Source organism: Chryseobacterium sp. JK1 (assembly GCF_050632815.1).
Classification (GTDB): domain Bacteria; phylum Bacteroidota; class Bacteroidia; order Flavobacteriales; family Weeksellaceae; genus Chryseobacterium.
Map to the genome: position 1 here is coordinate 1 of NZ_JBODRU010000001.1, position 16,533 is coordinate 16,533.

14 protein-coding genes and 2 tRNA genes are annotated in these 16,533 nt (G+C 35.9%); 6 read left to right on the top strand and 10 right to left on the bottom strand.

Features of this window, described 5'->3' with window-relative positions; all coding sequences use genetic code 11:
• Nucleotides 1-47: 47 nt before the first annotated feature.
• Together ACQ76T_RS00005 and ACQ76T_RS00010 are read right to left on the bottom strand one after the other, a co-directional pair.
• Nucleotides 48-122, bottom strand: a tRNA-Pro gene (locus ACQ76T_RS00005).
• A 14-nt stretch (nucleotides 123-136) separates the two neighbouring features.
• A tRNA-Ser gene (locus ACQ76T_RS00010) sits at nucleotides 137-221 on the bottom strand.
• 135 nt (nucleotides 222-356) lie between these two features.
• Here ACQ76T_RS00010 and ACQ76T_RS00015 point away from each other — a divergent pair.
• The 4 genes from ACQ76T_RS00015 (at nucleotide 357) to ACQ76T_RS00030 (ending at nucleotide 4,943) form a co-directional block, all read left to right on the top strand.
• A complete protein-coding gene (locus ACQ76T_RS00015; RefSeq protein ID WP_431341312.1) occupies nucleotides 357-1,382 on the top strand; it encodes an N-acetylmuramoyl-L-alanine amidase in 1,026 nt (341 codons plus the stop codon).
• 72 nt (nucleotides 1,383-1,454) lie between these two features.
• Nucleotides 1,455-2,855 (top strand): aspartate ammonia-lyase, encoded by a 1,401-nt coding sequence (aspA, locus tag ACQ76T_RS00020; RefSeq protein ID WP_431341313.1) that lies wholly within the window; start codon nucleotides 1,455-1,457, stop codon nucleotides 2,853-2,855.
• A gap of 73 nt (nucleotides 2,856-2,928) precedes the next feature.
• Complete coding sequence (locus ACQ76T_RS00025; RefSeq protein WP_431341314.1) at nucleotides 2,929-3,783, top strand: glycosyltransferase; 855 nt, start codon at nucleotides 2,929-2,931, stop codon at nucleotides 3,781-3,783.
• Nucleotides 3,784-3,899: 116 nt separating this feature from the next.
• Entirely contained in the window at nucleotides 3,900-4,943 is a 1,044-nt protein-coding gene (locus ACQ76T_RS00030) for a hypothetical protein (protein WP_431341315.1), read from the top strand.
• Here the strand turns inward: ACQ76T_RS00030 and ACQ76T_RS00035 are convergent, their stop codons facing one another.
• The 8 genes from ACQ76T_RS00035 to ACQ76T_RS00070 all read right to left on the bottom strand — a co-directional run bounded on the left by ACQ76T_RS00035 (nucleotide 4,944) and on the right by ACQ76T_RS00070 (nucleotide 13,801).
• Complete coding sequence (locus ACQ76T_RS00035) at nucleotides 4,944-5,624, bottom strand: TMEM175 family protein (protein WP_431341316.1); 681 nt, start codon at nucleotides 5,622-5,624, stop codon at nucleotides 4,944-4,946.
• A 68-nt stretch (nucleotides 5,625-5,692) separates the two neighbouring features.
• Nucleotides 5,693-7,171, bottom strand: a complete 1,479-nt coding sequence (locus tag ACQ76T_RS00040) for a lipopolysaccharide biosynthesis protein (RefSeq protein ID WP_431341317.1) — start codon at nucleotides 7,169-7,171, stop codon at nucleotides 5,693-5,695.
• Nucleotides 7,172-7,180: 9 nt separating this feature from the next.
• On the bottom strand, nucleotides 7,181-7,975 hold the full coding sequence (locus ACQ76T_RS00045; protein ID WP_431341318.1) for an FkbM family methyltransferase: 795 nt from the start codon (nucleotides 7,973-7,975) through the stop codon (nucleotides 7,181-7,183).
• A 450-nt stretch (nucleotides 7,976-8,425) separates the two neighbouring features.
• On the bottom strand, nucleotides 8,426-9,091 hold the full coding sequence (locus ACQ76T_RS00050; protein ID WP_431341319.1) for a DUF2461 domain-containing protein: 666 nt from the start codon (nucleotides 9,089-9,091) through the stop codon (nucleotides 8,426-8,428).
• 56 nt (nucleotides 9,092-9,147) lie between these two features.
• The gene (locus ACQ76T_RS00055; protein ID WP_431341320.1) at nucleotides 9,148-10,377 is read right to left on the bottom strand and encodes an ABC transporter permease; all 1,230 of its coding nucleotides are present in this window, start codon (nucleotides 10,375-10,377) and stop codon (nucleotides 9,148-9,150) included.
• 21 nt (nucleotides 10,378-10,398) lie between these two features.
• Nucleotides 10,399-11,148 (bottom strand): ABC transporter ATP-binding protein, encoded by a 750-nt coding sequence (locus tag ACQ76T_RS00060; protein WP_431341321.1) that lies wholly within the window; start codon nucleotides 11,146-11,148, stop codon nucleotides 10,399-10,401.
• Between the two features lie 58 nt (nucleotides 11,149-11,206).
• Nucleotides 11,207-12,487, bottom strand: a complete 1,281-nt coding sequence (locus ACQ76T_RS00065) for an efflux RND transporter periplasmic adaptor subunit (protein WP_431341322.1) — start codon at nucleotides 12,485-12,487, stop codon at nucleotides 11,207-11,209.
• A 3-nt stretch (nucleotides 12,488-12,490) separates the two neighbouring features.
• A complete protein-coding gene (locus tag ACQ76T_RS00070) occupies nucleotides 12,491-13,801 on the bottom strand; it encodes a TolC family protein (RefSeq protein ID WP_431341323.1) in 1,311 nt (436 codons plus the stop codon).
• Between the two features lie 227 nt (nucleotides 13,802-14,028).
• Between ACQ76T_RS00070 and ACQ76T_RS00075 the strand changes: the two genes are divergently transcribed.
• Together ACQ76T_RS00075 and ACQ76T_RS00080 are read left to right on the top strand one after the other, a co-directional pair.
• Nucleotides 14,029-15,729 (top strand): DEAD/DEAH box helicase, encoded by a 1,701-nt coding sequence (locus ACQ76T_RS00075; RefSeq protein ID WP_431341324.1) that lies wholly within the window; start codon nucleotides 14,029-14,031, stop codon nucleotides 15,727-15,729.
• A gap of 151 nt (nucleotides 15,730-15,880) precedes the next feature.
• On the top strand, nucleotides 15,881-16,519 hold the full coding sequence (locus ACQ76T_RS00080; RefSeq protein WP_065393534.1) for a DUF47 domain-containing protein: 639 nt from the start codon (nucleotides 15,881-15,883) through the stop codon (nucleotides 16,517-16,519).
• Nucleotides 16,520-16,533: the final 14 nt, after the last annotated feature.

A 16,533-nucleotide genomic window follows, 5' to 3' on the forward strand; every position in this document is an offset into this window, starting at 1 on the left:
CTGAGCTACGCACCCATTGAGTAGTTTTGAGAAAACTACTAAAACAGTCGGGGCGGCAGGATTCGAACCTGCGACCTCCTGGTCCCAAACCAGGCGCGATGACCGGACTACGCTACGCCCCGAATATATAAATGAGCGGAGGGTAAGGGATTCGAACCCTTGCGACACTTTCGCGTCGACAGTTTAGCAAACTGCTCCATTAACCACTCTGGCAACCCTCCTTTTTGTTTATTTTTTAATGATCGTTGTTCCGTTATTGCGAGTGCAAATATAGAATAGATTTCTTTATTTACCAAATAAAATTCAAGAAAATTTTGTGTATTTTTGAAGTAATAAACCATTCAAAAACCAAACTGATGCGTAAAACATTATATATCATCGGATTAAGCACTTTTGTTTTTTCATGTACTTCCCAACAAAATGTGAAAAAAAATTCTTACAAACCGAAAACCCCGGTAACACAGGCCAAACCGACTGTTGAAACACAACAGCCGACAGCTCAAAAACCAAAAGTGGTTTCCGATCATGGAGTCGATTTTTTTACTACTAATATAGCAGACCCTACCAAAAATGATAATACGGCTAGCTATGGTTCTATCGTATCTGCAAAACCAGGTGGATATAAAGTGGTGAAAACGTATTTTCCGGCCGTTGCACAAAATTTCAGACAGCGTTACTTAATATTACATTATACAGCATTACCGGACGATAAATCAATTACAGTTCTTACTCAGCAGGCTGTAAGCTCTCATTATTTAGTTAATAATACCGGAGATAACGAGATTTATCAATTGGTAGATGAAAATAAACGCGCTTACCATGCGGGGGTAAGTTCATGGAGAAACGATAAAAACCTTAATGATACCTCAATTGGAATTGAAATTGTAAATGCCGGTTATTCTACAGACGGTACAGGAAAAAGAATATTTGCCCCATTCAATGATGAGCAGGTGAAAAAAGTAGCGGCTTTGGCAAAGGATATTGTCACAAGATATCAGATTCCTGCAACCAATGTACTGGCACATTCAGATATTGCTCCTACAAGAAAACAGGATCCTGGTCCAATGTTCCCATGGAAAAAACTTTACGATGAGTACCAGATTGGGATGTGGTATGACGAGATGGCTAAACAAAATTTCTTTACCATTGCACAGGCGGATTTTGCCACAAGATACGCCGATCCGTCTTTTATTTTCCTTGTTCAGACTACATTACAGAAGTTCGGATATGGATTGGACCTTAGTGGAAAATGGGATGATGCCACCAAAAAGACAATCGAAGCCTTTCAGTACCATTACCGCCCTCAAAATTATGATGGAATGATGGACGCTGAAACCTGGGCAATACTGCAAGCTTTAAATCAAAAATATCCAGTAAAATAATTCAAATTAAAACGCATCGGTTAGATGCGTTTTTGCTATCTTTAAACGATCAAAAACAGTAAAATATCTGTAATGGAAAATTTCAGAAAAGAAAGCGATCTATTAGGCGAACTGAATGTGCCTTTAGATGCTTATTATGGGGTTCAGACACAAAGAGCTATCAACAATTTTAAGATTTCAGGACAGCTTTTGTCTTCTTATCCGGACTTTATCAGGGGTCTGGCTTTTGTAAAAAAGGCAGCGGCGAAAACCAATTATGAATTGGGACTTCTTGACGAAAACTTGTATTTCAAAATAGCTGAAGCGTGTGATGAAATTGTAGAAGGGAAATATCATGACCAATTTCCGGTAGATATGATTCAGGGAGGGGCAGGAACTTCCATCAACATGAATGCGAATGAGGTTATTGCCAACATTGTACTGGAAAAACTAGGGAAAAACAAAGGAGAATACGAATTCTGTTCACCTAATGACCATATCAACCTTTCCCAGTCAACAAACGATGCTTATCCTACCGCAATCAAAATGGGATTGCTGCAGATGAATATTGGACTTGTAGAAAGACTTGAAAAAATTATTGCGGCTTTCCGTGCAAAAGGGCAGGAGTTTCATGATGTTATCAAAATGGGACGTACGCAGCTTCAGGATGCGGTACCAATGACTTTGGGACAGGAGTTTGAAGCATATGCTGCTACTTTGGAAGAAGATATCTCCAAACTGAACAATAATGCCAACCTTTTTGTAGAAGTAAATATGGGAGCTACTGCTATCGGAACAGGATTAAACGCTCCGGTAGGATATGCAACACTTTGTGCTAAAAATCTGGCACAAATTACAGGATTCCCTATTGTTTCAGCACCGGATTTAGTGGAAGCGACTCCAGATACAGGATCGTATGTTATTTACTCTTCAGCAACAAAGCGTCTGGCTGTTAAACTATCTAAGATCTGTAATGATTTAAGATTACTTTCATCCGGACCAAGAGCAGGCCTTTTTGAGATCAATCTTCCGCCAATGCAGCCGGGATCATCTATTATGCCAGGTAAAGTAAATCCAGTGATTCCGGAAGTTGTGAATCAGGTTTGTTTTAAAGTATTCGGAAATGATCTTACGGTAACTTTTGCTGCAGAGGCAGGTCAGTTACAGCTTAACGTAATGGAGCCGGTACTTTCTCATGCTATCATGGAAAATATCAACTTCCTTTGCAACGCTTTAGATACGCTTCGTGACAAGTGTGTAGTAGGAATTACTGCCAATAAAGAAGTATGTCTGAATATGGTGAAGCACAGTATTGGTATTGTGACGGCTCTTAACCCATATATCGGTTACAAGCAGTCTACACAAATCGCTAAAGAAGCTTTGGAAACAGGAAAAAGTGTTTACAATCTTGTTTTGGAAAAAGGAATTCTTTCTCAAGAGAAACTCGATGAAATCCTTGATCCTAAAAATATGCTGAAACCGCATAATAAATAAAAAAACAATAAGTGATAAATGATCGGACATAAGGTCATTTATCACTTATCATTCATCATTTATACTATAATTCGTGAGGTTTTTAATTATAATTCCTGCTCATAACGAAGAAGACAATCTTTCATTTACTCTTGATTCTTTACAACAGCAATACAGCAAAGATTTTAAAGTCATAATCGTAAATGACGGTTCCACAGACAATACTCCTGAAGTTATCCGAAAATATACGGAAACAGACGTACGTTTTGAAACTATCAATCTTCAGAAATCTCAACATCAGCCGGGTTCTAAAGTTGTTCATGCTTTTAAAAACGGATTTCAGACTCAAAATATAAATGAATTTGATATCATCTGTAAATTTGATGCTGATATTATCTTACCGGAAAATTATCTGGAAAAAATAGAAGATACTTTTAAAAACAATCCCGAATATGGACTTGTTGGCGGACTGTTGTACGTAGAAAAGGATGGAGAATGGGTATATGAAGGGAATTCCAACAAACATCATGTGAGAGGTCCAATGAAAGCATATCGTAAAGAATGTTTTGTTCAGATGGGTGGCTTAAGGGAAACTTTAGGCTGGGATAATATAGATTCAATCCTGCTTGAAAATTTAGGGTGGAAAGAAGTTGTTCTTCCGGAACTTCACGTAAAACTGATTAAAGTAAAAGGAGCCGATTACACCATACGTCCTGCCGATTACTATGGCCGATACTTTTATTTTTTAGGACTGAACAGGTTTCTGGCTTATATTGCCTCTTCAAAAGAATCGATGAAAAGCAAATCTGCTTCATTTTTTTTCGATATTATTAAGGCGTATGAAAGCTGCAGATCACAGAAATTAGAACTTAAAATTACCAAAGAAGAACAGGGAATTGTTAACGATCAACGTTGGAGAATGTTGAAAAAGAAATGGTTGAAAATGTAGAATGTGTTTTTTATCATTGTAAGTATTCATCAATACAAACTGATTTTAACCCGTTTAATAAAAAATAAAATCCATTGGCTTTAGCCAAAACTCATAAGATTAATTCCCGAAAATTAGTGAAAAAAATAGCTTACATAGAAATCGATACCCACGCAGAAATTGCCCAGGCTTTCATGGATATTATGGGAGATTCTCAGGATTTTTCAGTAGACTATTATTTTTCAAAAAGAATAAAAGATCAGGTCAATCATAATGATGAAAATGTATTTTTGTCGGATAGCTCTATGATTCTGGATCAGTTAAAAGAAAAAGAATATGATCTGGTTGTTATAGGAACGGTGCATCGTTATTTTAATACATTTTTAGCGATAACAAAAAAGTACAATACAGGAATTATTACCCATAATCTCAATTTTATAAAAGCTTCAAAGCCGGATTTGATGAAAAGTATTTTCAAAGGAGATACTATTTTCAGATTAAAGCTATGGCTGAAAGAAGGGTTATTCTATAAATCCAGAGCTTATAAGACCTCTAGCTCTCTGTTTGTATTGGATGAGTCATTAATTTCAGAGAGATATCAGTTTTTGCCACTGTTTTATACAAGAGATTTTGACAAAATAAAAAATGAAGATCTTGTAGTGGTGATTCCTGGAGGGGTTTCGCAGAAAAGAAGAGACTATGCCTATATTTTTGAAACCATTCAGAAACTCAATACTGATAAACCCTGCCAATTTGTGTTCCTTGGAAAGGCAAGTGGACATGAGTTGAAACAACTAGAAAATCTGTCTGAAAGGCTCTCTAAGAATATTGAAGTTACTTACTTTTCTGAAAGAGTTTCTTCCGAAGAATTTGAAAAATGGATGCAGAAAGCAGATGTTCTATGGTGCCCGATTCAGCAGGATACAGAATTTTTCAGCATGAAAGAAATCTATGGATTGACTAAAATGACAGGAAACCTTGGTGATGCCATTAAGTATGGAAAACTGGCTGTTTTTCCAAAAAACTATCTGTCAAATCTGGAATTTATTCTTCCGGAAGAAGAAAGTATTCTTGAGCAGTGTGGTAAATTATCAATGGTCAATTTTGATTTTCAAACAAAATATAGTAAAAAACAGGTTTTAAAAAATCTGGAAAGTATTTTGAATAATCTTACTCAATAATTACGCTTTTTTGATTTTGTTTTTCACGAAGGTATCAAATAATTTTTTTGATAATCCACAGACAAGAAATATAAATAAAACAGTCTGAACATTGTTCGTTACAAACGTTACTAAAAATATAACGGAAAAAATAATTGTTGTGAATAGCAGGTCAGAAGTGAATTCTTTTCTTTCTGCTAAAGTCATTTCGAAAGAATATTCTCTATGTTTTACAATTGCAAGCCAGTAAAGGGTGTAAATGGTTCCTCCCGCAAGAATATGATTTAATAAGAAAAATCTAAATGCTAATATAACAACATTCTTATTATCCACACTCTCAGCAAAAAAAGCAGTAGTAAAAGGAAAGAAGATGATAGGTAACAGCATGATCATATTGGCGATCACAATTTGCTTATTGTAATTATGAATATGCTTAAATAGAAAATGATGACGCATCCAATAGGTTACAATGAGAAAAAAGCTCAATAAAAGAGCAAACAGATTGTATTTAAGCTCAACTAACTGTCCCCAGGCATTATCGAAAGTGGTTTCTTTGGTGATATGCGGAATTTTAAATTCTATGATAAGAAGAGTAATAGCAATTGCGAAAACTGCATCACTAAAAAAAGCTAAGCGCTCTACCTGAAAATCTTGTTTAGGATGCTTATCATCATCAGATGGGTGTTGTTGTTTCTGAGTCATACCAATTTCATATTATACAATACTCGGTTAATCTGTTTGTATAATATTTGCGAATGTAGTATTTTTTTTTACTTAAACTTAAAAATACTCTTGATAAATTTCATATTTAGATATTCTTCAACCGGGAAGATCTTGGTGAAGTAATTTCCGATGTAGATCAATATCAAAACAACAGAAGGCTTGTAGATCAGGTTAATGAAATTATTATTGAAATTAGGCAATACAATAGCTACAGTAATAGCTAGCGTACAGATGATAGATACGAAGATCATTTCAATCGTAAGAGGTGAAACTTTGAAAACAATATAGTTGAAAACAATCTTGATAACATTGTATATGGTAAGGGAAATTGCTGTAGACAGAGCAATTCCGATCAATTTCAGATCTGTGTTTTTGATGAAATAATAGTTGAGACCAATCGTTAAACCTGCCAGTAAAAGCATGACCACAATATTGAATCTGTAATACTTTGAAAGTGAGATGATATTTCCGTTAAATCCTGTTGCCAGATCTACCAATACAGCAGATCCCCAGATCCATACTACCGGTTCATATTCTCTGAGCATTGTTCCGTTTTTAGGCATAAACTGGGTCAGATAAGGAAATCCTACCATAATGCATGAGAATAGAACTGCTCCCAAAAAATAGAGCGTTAATGAGGTCTTTTTATGAAATCTGTCCAGCCCTGTCATATCTCCGTCAGCAAGATTTTTACTGATAATAGGGGCTGAAATATTGAATAATCCCAATTGCGGTATTGAAATCAGAGAAATCAAAGCATACAGAACGGAATAGATCCCGTTTTCTTCCATTCCCATAAATTCGCCAATCATGAAACTGTTGATTGCTAGGTAGTTTCCAAACGTTCCAAGAAACCCGAAGAAGCTGTAGTTTAGGAATTCTTTCCAAAAATGATCTTTCTTGAAATAATCTGTACTGATGTCGAACTTTATTTTTTCCAGTTTATTGGTATAATAAATATACCCGAACAGCATGAGCGTAAATATTCCAAAGAAAAAGGCCAGTGCGATATTTTGGGATAGAGAAAAATAGAAAAAAAGACAGAAAGCACCCAGGTTGGCTATTTTAGGGAAAAGATTGTCAAAGATATTGGAGACGACAATTCTTTTATAATTTGAAGTGTACTTATTGAAAATAGCGCAAAGTGATAAAATTAAAATTAAGGGTAATATAATTTTTTTTATTTTCCACGCTTCCGAATGTACAAATTTGGGATAAAAATAGGGGAGAATAAAAAATACAGTAACAAAAATGAGAAAATTGATCAGAACTGTCACAAGAGATAATGAAAGCATATTCTGATTTTTTCCTTCTTTCTGCAAAGCATTAAAAAACTTTACATTCGCATAAGAAATACCAAAAACAACAAAAGGAACGAGCATTTCTGCGGTTTGCATACTGTAGCGCAACTTTCCGTAAAATTCAAAGTCATTCGGGAAAATAAATATTGCAGAAACTGTGCCCAGCAAAAAACCAATATAACCGATAATGGAATATTTGAAGCCTTGTCTCGCTACTACACTCATAAAGTTGTTTTAAATGTTTTTAGGTATAAAAATGATGTTGTTGATGTACTGAGTTTTATTTTTTTCGTCGTTTGTGTTTTGCAATAAAATGTCTTCTGTAAGCGTTTCCAGAGTGAAGCTGTTTCTATTCAGATATTGAGCTTCATATCCCCAGTTTATGACTTCAGAGATTTCATTCCATATTGGTGTTTGGTGGTGTCTTTGTTCCATTTCAACCATTAAAGTAGGTTGAAACATTTTGATGGTTTCCTTAGCTCCCCAAAGGGTTTTCATTTCATTACCTTCAACATCTATTTTGATGAAATCCAGTCTGGTGAAATGTTCCAGTGCTGCCCATTCGTCCAGCTTTATTACTTTTACTTTTTCAGTATAGCTTTTTTCTTCGCCTTTTTCCTTGTAAGAAGTATTTAAAGTACCGCGGGAAGCAATAGTTTTTCCATTGATGATAGGAACTTTAAATTCTGCAATCATATTTTCGTCAGAAAGTGCAAGAGGGAAAATCCTCATGGCAGGGAAAAGTCTTTTTAAACGGCGATAAAGTTTCTTATTGGGCTCAAAACCATAAATATTTTCATGATCCAGTTTGTTCTCCAGTTGATAAAGGAAACTTCCCACGTTTGCCCCAATGTCCAGTATTACAGCATTTTTGGAAAGGTATTCTTTGATCCATACCAGTTCCGGTTCTACATTGCGTTCCGAAAAATTATCTTTATTAAGATTGTTTAAGCTCTTAAAATATCTTTTTTTGTAAAAACTCGGACTTATATATTGTAGCTTTTCTGCGATTTTTTGGTATAAAGACATCCTTAACTTTTTGACGAACAGCAAAGATAAACAAAAAAGTAAAACTTATCTTAAAAAATGTGAATTATAATATCCTGATTTTCAACAGGAAATATTTCATGTTGCTTTCGTAATAAACTGTTTTTTAATAGGTTTTCAATTTGTTCCAGAGACGCTTCCATACCCCGGACAAGTTATTTGAAAAAAATTGTAGACTTACAACCTGAGTATAAACAAGCTCACATGGAGATTGCTGTTTAAAGAAGTAGAATCACCTGCAAGGTCAGCGAAACCCGAAAATATAATTATTTCACTCAAAAAATATGCTCAATCATCTGCGAAAATCCGTGTAATCTGTGGTCAAAAAAAGAAAACAAATAAATATAAAGAAAAGGATATCTAAAAATTTCCCCAATCATCTGTGAAAATCCGTGTCATCTGTGGTTAAAAAAAATCTATAAACAAATAAATCTAAAGAAAAGGAGCATTCAAAAAGTTATTAAAAGGTTTTATCAGTTTGAAAACCTTACTCATATTTTTTACTGCACTTTTATCCAAAACCTCTTCATCTTTTAGTGGATAAACCACAATGAAATTTTTAAGCTTTAAATACTCTGCCATCGGATCTTCCTTTTCAAAACCCTGAGGAACCTTTTTGAGTTTATCATCCTGATTCAGTTCCGGAAAATGCTTTTTAAAATCTTTATGATTGATAATTTTAAGAAAATCTTCGCCATACAAAGAAATTTCTTTTCGAACTTCTTTCAATACAGAGGACTCAGGCATGTAAATTCCACCTGCCAAAAAAGATTTATCTGGTTCCATGTGAAGATAATAACCTCCTTTCTGATTTCCTTTTCCCATTCCCAGAGAAGCTCCGAAATTGGTTTTATAAGGAGATTTGTCTTTTGAAAAACGCGTATCACGATAAATTCTGAATAATGATTTTTTACCGTCGATCTTGGCAAGTTCTTCATCGAAATCTGACATTTCTTTAATGAGATCATCCAGAAAAGAAACTACATTTTGCTGAGCTTCAGTATACTGATCTTTATTTTCATTAAACCACTCGCGGTTATTATTTTTACTTAACTTTTTTAGGAAATCAAACGTTTTGGAAGAAATGCTTGCTGACATATTTTGCATAAGTGTTTTTGGAGTTGCAGATTATTTGCTGATCAAATGTACAAAAACTATTCATATCTCAATGCTTCGATAGGATCTAGTTTGGACGCTTTTAAAGCCGGATAATAACCAAAAAACACGCCTGTAACAGCACAGACAATAAATGAAATAATGATAGACGATTCGGTAATAAAAGTAGGCCACGATAAAAAGAAAGTTACCAGCTCTGAGGAAAGAATGCCTAAAATAACTCCAAGAACTCCACCTGTGATACTGATCATTACCGCTTCAATAAGAAACTGATACAAAATATCTTTTCCTCTGGCTCCAATAGACATTCTCAGTCCAATTTCTTTTGTTCTTTCTGTAACAGAAACGTACATGATGTTCATGATTCCGATTCCTCCGACAATAAGCGATATTCCCGCAATGGCTGACAAAAGTACAGTAAGAAGCTGGCTGGTAGAGCTCATCGTAGAAATAAGCTCAGCCTGGGTTCTTACGCTGAAATCATCATTGCTTCCATCAGTGGGTAATTTATGCTGCTTTCTTAAAATTTCGGAAACCTGATCGGTAGCCTGTTCCGAAGTATTCTCATTCGTTGAAGCTGCATAAATAGTCTGTACATAAGTAATTCCCAGAAATCTTCTCTGAACAGTATTAAACGGGGCAATGATCACATCATCCTGATCCTGACCGAAAGCATTCGACCCTTTTGCTGAAAGAATACCAATCACTTTCATAGGAACTTTATTAAATCTTATAATGGCTCCTATCGGACTTTCACCATTCGGAAACAGATTAGTATAAACCGTTTGGCCTAAAAGACATACTTTATTGGATGAAGAAACATCTTTTTTAGTAAAAAGGTTACCCTCGGCAATATTCCAGTCTCTGATTTTAAAATACTCTTCATTGACCCCCTGAAGCTGGGTAGGCCAGTTATTGGGTCCACTGATGGATTGCCCGTTGGTCTGTACAGCAGGAGAAACATAAGATACATCCGGGGCCCCTTTGGAAATAGCATCAGCATCTACTGGTTTTAAGGTTTGTAATCCTGAAGCGCCAATTCTAGCTCCTCCCGATACATTCACATTACTGGATGGACGTATGGTGATCATATTCGATCCCATGGAAGAAAGCTGGTCGCTGATACTCTTTTTCGAACCTTCTCCAATAGCAGTCATTGCAATAACAGAAGCTACTCCAATAATGATCCCAAGCATTGTTAAAAATGCACGGAGCTTGTTTCGTAAAAGTGCTCTCCATGCAATTCTGAAGAGGTTTGACAGGTTCATTGCAGTGTTTTTTTTGTTTAATTATTTATAATCATCGTTAACCGGAAGATTTTCTAAAGCCTCTTTTGCTGACTTTATATTATCGTTTTTAACGTCTTTAATAACCTTTCCATCCCGTAAAGTGACAGTTCTGCTGCTGAAAGTGGCAATGTCAGGTTCATGAGTTACAAAAACAATGGTTCGGCCCTGATGGTGAAGATCCTGCATTAATGCCATAATTTCATAGGATGTTCTTGTATCCAGATTTCCAGTAGCTTCATCAGCAAGAATCATTACAGGTTCATTCACCAGAGCTCTGGCAATTGCTACTCTTTGCTGTTGGCCTCCTGACATTTGATTTGGGAAGTGGTCAACTCTGCTTTCCAGTTTTACGGCAGCCAGTGCAGCCAAAGTCCTTTCATGGCGCTCTTCAGTAGAAACTTTTGAATTGTAAAGAAGAGGAAGCTCTACATTTTCTCTTGCCGTAGTTCTTGGTAAAAGATTGTATGACTGAAAAACAAAACCTATTTTTTGATTTCTCAAAATCGCAAGTTCATCACGGTCAAGGTTTTTAATATTGACACCATCCAGAATATAATCACCACCTGAAGGCTTATCCAGACATCCGATAATGTTGAGTAAGGTAGATTTTCCTGAGCCGCTGCTTCCCATAATGGTTACAAATTCTCCTTTTTCTACTGAAAATGTAACCCCTTTTAAAGCATGAACAATCTCTTCACCCATCCTGAATTCCCTTTTAAGATCCATGATCTCCAGAATTTTTTCTGCCATACCTTTTTTAGTTTAAAATTGAAAATGAATACTAAAAACTTTCAAACTTAAAAGTTTTTTATCGTGGCCCGCCACCGCCACCGCCGCCATTTCTGTTGTTATTGCCGCCACCTCGTCTTTGAGGCATGAATGGACTTTTTGCCTGTCCATTGCTGGAAGTTTTTTTAGAAAGAACCTTATATCCGGTAATGATGTTATCATTTTTACTCAAGCCGGAAACGACTTGTATTTCAGTATCGTTGTCCATTCCGGTTTTGATCCTTTTGCGGGAAATTGTACTGTCTTTTGCAATAACCCAAACACCTGCTTCATTTTTCTTCTCTGTTCCTTTACCTTTTTCATGCTTCTTCCATTGGCCTTTTTCATGCTTTTTACCATTAGCAAAAGGTGAATTGACTTTATACTTTTTGATGATTATACTGTCTGGCCTGAAACTAGTCGCTGCAACAGGAATTTTCATGATATTTTCCAAAACCTGAGTGTATATCGTAATATTGGCCGTCATTCCCGGTTTAAGCTTCAGTTCGGAATTATTTGCATTGATGATAGTTGTATAGTTAACTACATTAGACGATACGGTAGGGTGGAGACGAACTTCAGAAACCTGGCCGTTAAATGTCTCATCCGGAAAAGCATCCACGGTAAAAGTTACTTTCTGACCCACCTGAACATTTCCGATATCTGCTTCATCCACCGAAGCTCTTACCCGCATTTTAGTCAGATCCTTGGCAATACTGAACAGGGTAGGTGTACTGAAACTTGAAGCCACAGTCTGTCCTTCACTTACATTTCTGTTGAGTACGGTTCCATCTATGGGAGAATAAATGTAGGTAAGCGAGAGATTTTTATTTGCGGTGGAAAGCTGAGCGGTTACAGTACCTACTTGTGCCTTGGCCATATTGTACTGGTTGGTGGCATTGTCAAAATCAGCTTTGCTGATAGCGCCAACCTTGTAGAGCTGAGATTGTCTGTTAATGTTGATTTCATTATACGCAAGGTTGCTTTTCGCGTTTTGTAAATTCGCTTTATACTGTTCCGACTGAAATCGTAAAAGATCAGGATCTAAAGTAGCAAGAAGCTGACCTTTCTTTACCGTTGAATTGAAATCAACATAGATATTTTTGATGATTCCCGATACCTGCGTACCCACGGCAACAGTATCTACGGGCTGAATGGTTCCTGTAGCTGTAATAGAATTGGAAATTTCACCCATTTCAGGTTTCACGGTTTCCAGCTGAATCTTGATTTCTTTTTCTCTGATGAAGAAAAACCAGACTGCACCTATCACAATGATGCCGCCCACAACCCAGTACAACCATTTTTTATTCTTTGTTTTCATAGCTTACTTTAGATTTATAGGATTACCTGCATAAAACTCGTAGATCTGTTTATTGAGGACTGCAGTGTATTTGGCCTGCAGATAATTCTGAATAGACTGTATGTAAAGAAGTCTCTGCTGCTGAAGCTGTACATAATCTATGCTGCCTATTTTCATCTGTGCATTCATGATGTCGTAGCTTTGCTGATAGAGATTCATTTGTTTGGAAGCAGAATCAAACTGTGATAAAGCATTTTGCAGACTGATATAAGATTGCTCCACCTGCTGATTAAGAACAGTTTTGGTATTTAGTAAATCCAGGTTGGCCTGTTCGATGGCAATTTTTGATTTTTCAATCTGGGTTTTATAAATTCTGTTATTATAAATCGGAATTCCAAGGCTTAAACCAATGGGCATATAAAAACTGTTTCCGAGCTGATTAAAATAGTTTCCGTTTCCATAGGAATAATTGGTGGAAACATTTCCTGTAAGATTTAAAGTAGGTTTTATAGAAGCCTTAGCCATTTTTAAACTGGTATTTGAATTTTCAACATTCAGTTCACCATATTTTACTTCAGGGCGTTGGTTTTGGGCTAAATTCTGTACTTCCTGTAAAGATTTCAGTTGGTCATTTACTATAATACTGTCGGGTTTTGCAACTTGAAAATCGTAATTCGAAGGAAGTTGAAGGATTTGCTTTAAATTCACAATACCAGTCCGTAGTGTATTTTGAGCAGATGTTAAATTATATTCATCCTGAGCAACCTGCGCCTGAATCTGAAGATAATTGAGTTTTGAAATATTTCCTGCCTTATAAAACTGATCTCCCTGTTTCAATTGCGTTTGAGTTGTTTTCAGAACACCTTCCAGAGAAACAATGTTTTCCTGAGTCATCAGAATATTGAGGAATGCCTGAGTAATATTCAGCGTAATGTTATTTTGTGCTTCCTGTACCGACAAATCAGCCATCTGAACGAGCAGATTTTTTGAAGCTTCATTATTTTTAATATAACCTGCATGATAGAGTGTCATAGAAGAATTGGCTCCGATACTTTGAGACTGTGCACTATTGAGCTGAAGCCCATTGCCGCCGTTCAAAGCAACAAGACCCTGAGAAATTGTTCCGTTCAGATTAGGATATTTGGCATCTTTTGCCTGAAGAAGGTCTTGTTCCGCAGAATTTTTTGAAAGTCTTAGCGAATTGATCGAAATATTGTTCTCTTTTGCATACTCAATACAATTTTCCAACGTCCAGCTGACCGGATAGTTGGTAGCCTGTGCAAATATTTCGAAACCCATAAAAGTGAATATCAGAAAGAAAAATTTGCGTTTCATGGTTTTATTTTTGAAAATTCATAAATAAGACAGAAAAAATCAATCCAATTTAATAAAAAAAAATAATGTTTAATAATTTTTTAACGTAAAGCTCATTTTTTTGGAGTTAATTTTTAAAAAATTAAAAATATATTAAAGGATTCTGAATTTAAGTTTGGATATTTAAAAATTTATTCAAAAACAAATCAAATATTTATTGTATCTTTGCAAAAATTTTAAAATAGTTAATGAATTTATTTACGGAAACCAATTTAAGTCCTGATATCCTTAAGGCAATTGGCGAACTGGGCTACGAAAGCCCAACAGAAATCCAAAAACAGACTATCCCTTTTATTCTTTCAGATATTCGCGACTTGATCGCACTTGCGCAGACAGGGACAGGCAAAACAGCAGCGTTTTCGCTTCCGATTTTGGATATGATTGACGATACGAGTCGCAAAATCCAATTATTGGTGCTTTGTCCGACACGGGAATTATGTCTTCAGATTTCGAAGGACATAAAGAATTACTCTAAGTATATGAAAGACATCAAAACTACTGCGGTTTATGGTGGAAGTAGTATTGTAGAGCAAATGAGATCATTGAAGGACAAACCACAAATCATTGTGGGAACTCCGGGTAGAGTAATTGATCTTATCAACAGAAAGGCATTAGACTTTTCTGCTATTCATTGGTTAGTATTAGACGAAGCTGATGAAATGCTTTCTATGGGTTTCAAAGACGAATTGGAAACCATCTTAAGCGAAACTCCGGAAACGAAACAAACTTTCTTATTCTCGGCAACGATGAACAAAGAGGTGGAAAGAATTTCCAAAAATTACCTTACAAAGCCTCACCGTATTTCAGTAGGTTCTATCAACGAAGTGAAGAAGAACATTACTCACGAATACTATGTGGTAGGGTACCGTCAGAAAAAAGAAGCGTTGAAGAGATTGATCGATGCAAATCCTAACCAGTATTCTATTATTTTCTGTAGAACAAGAATGGAAACTCAGGAGGTTGCAGACTTCCTGATGCAGAATGGATATGCAGCTGATGCCCTTCACGGAGACCTTTCTCAGGCGCAGAGAGATACGGTAATGAAGAAGTTCAGATTGAAGAACATTGATATTCTTGTGGCAACAGACGTAGCAGCAAGAGGATTGGATGTAAACTCTCTGACGCACGTTATCCACTTCTCTTTACCAGATGATCCGGAAGTATTCGTTCACAGAAGTGGAAGAACCGGTAGAGCAGGTAAAGATGGTATTTCTATGGCTTTGATCAAGCCTGAAGAAAGCAGAAAATTGAAGCAGATCAAATCTGCAACGAAAATTGAAATTAACGAAAAATTTATCCCAACAGGTGATGATATCATCAAAGCTCAGGTGGGAGGTGTATTCGAAAAATTATTGACGGAGCACGAAGATCTTTTCGAATTTGACGATAGCTTAATCCCGGATCTAAGCAACTTTACCAAAGAAGAATTGGTACACCAGTTACTACAGTTCCAATTGAAAGATCTTGCTTTATACTACAAAGATAAACATGATCTTGCTGAGCAGAAATTGAGCAGCAGAGATGATGATTACTCAAGAAGAGATCGCGGACGAGACAGAGATAGAGACAGAGGACGTGATAGAGATAGAGGAGATCGTGGAAGAGACAGAGATCGTGGTGGAAAGCCAAGAAGAAAAGATGAAAACATGGTTAGATTCTTCTTCAACCTTGGTAAAAAAGACCAATTAAAGAAGCTTGATGTTTTAGATATTATCAACAAAGCAACTGCTGGTGGAAAAACCAAGAAAAGAGCTGAAATCGGTGATATCGAGATCTTGGAGAAATTCTCTTTCTTTGAAGTTGAAAAGTCGTTTAAAGACAATGTTTTAAGCAACATTCAATCCATGAAATTCAAAGGGAAAGATATGAGAGCTGAAGTAGCTAACTAATCCCTTTTTAAACCATACAAAACCGGCAGTAATGTCGGTTTTTTTGTTTGATATTCAGATGGTAAGCTAATGTTAACAAAACTTAATGTTATATAGTTTCATGGGCGATCCTTTTTTAGGAAATTTGCACACGAATTATAAATACTAAAAAATGGGAATTGGTAATATTTTCCACGCTTTTCAACCAAAAGATAAAATCTTCTTTGTACTTTTTGAAAAGGTAACTGAAAACCTAGTTGCAATGTCTGAGGAATTCAACGCAGGAATCAAAGATTTCGATCTTAATGACGATTCAATGTTGAAGAAAATGAGTGATTTCGAACATAAAAATGATGAACTTACTCACGAAATCTTCGTAGAACTGGGAAAAAACTTCATTACACCTTTTGATCGTGAAGATATTCACACACTGGCAACAGGATTAGATGATATCGCCGATTATATCTACGCTTCTACAAAATATATTTTCTTATACAAATCTCCGGAGATGAAGGCTTACTCAGACTTCTCTTTACTGATCCACAAAGCTTGTCTTGAAATTCAGAATGCTATGAAGAATCTTAAAGGATTCAAAAACATGGAGCAGGTGAAAGAAGCTTGTATTAAAGTAAACTCTATTGAGAATATTGCAGATGATCTGCTTTCCAACTCAATGGTGGAGCTGTTTGAAACCAACGATGCTATCAACATCATTAAGGTTTCTTCTGTATTGAACTATCTTGAAATCGTAACGGATAAAGCTGAAGATGTTGCCAATACAATTGAGAACATCATGATTAAATACGCCTAAAAGATAACAATACA

Excerpts from the sequence above, each read along its gene's own strand:
- ACQ76T_RS00035 (WP_431341316.1), bottom strand. The coding sequence starts at position 5,624 with ATGACTCAGAAACAACAACACCCATCTGATGATGATAAGCATCCTAAA.
- aspA (WP_431341313.1), top strand. The coding sequence starts at position 1,455 with ATGGAAAATTTCAGAAAAGAAAGCGATCTATTAGGCGAACTGAATGTG.
- ACQ76T_RS00080 (WP_065393534.1), top strand. The coding sequence starts at position 15,881 with ATGGGAATTGGTAATATTTTCCACGCTTTTCAACCAAAAGATAAAATC.
- ACQ76T_RS00055 (WP_431341320.1), bottom strand. The coding sequence starts at position 10,377 with ATGAACCTGTCAAACCTCTTCAGAATTGCATGGAGAGCACTTTTACGA.
- ACQ76T_RS00050 (WP_431341319.1), bottom strand. The coding sequence starts at position 9,091 with ATGTCAGCAAGCATTTCTTCCAAAACGTTTGATTTCCTAAAAAAGTTA.
- ACQ76T_RS00015 (WP_431341312.1), top strand. The coding sequence starts at position 357 with ATGCGTAAAACATTATATATCATCGGATTAAGCACTTTTGTTTTTTCA.
- ACQ76T_RS00060 (WP_431341321.1), bottom strand. The coding sequence starts at position 11,148 with ATGGCAGAAAAAATTCTGGAGATCATGGATCTTAAAAGGGAATTCAGG.
- ACQ76T_RS00045 (WP_431341318.1), bottom strand. The coding sequence starts at position 7,975 with ATGTCTTTATACCAAAAAATCGCAGAAAAGCTACAATATATAAGTCCG.
- ACQ76T_RS00065 (WP_431341322.1), bottom strand. The coding sequence starts at position 12,487 with ATGAAAACAAAGAATAAAAAATGGTTGTACTGGGTTGTGGGCGGCATC.
- ACQ76T_RS00070 (WP_431341323.1), bottom strand. The coding sequence starts at position 13,801 with ATGAAACGCAAATTTTTCTTTCTGATATTCACTTTTATGGGTTTCGAA.
- ACQ76T_RS00040 (WP_431341317.1), bottom strand. The coding sequence starts at position 7,171 with ATGAGTGTAGTAGCGAGACAAGGCTTCAAATATTCCATTATCGGTTAT.
- ACQ76T_RS00075 (WP_431341324.1), top strand. The coding sequence starts at position 14,029 with ATGAATTTATTTACGGAAACCAATTTAAGTCCTGATATCCTTAAGGCA.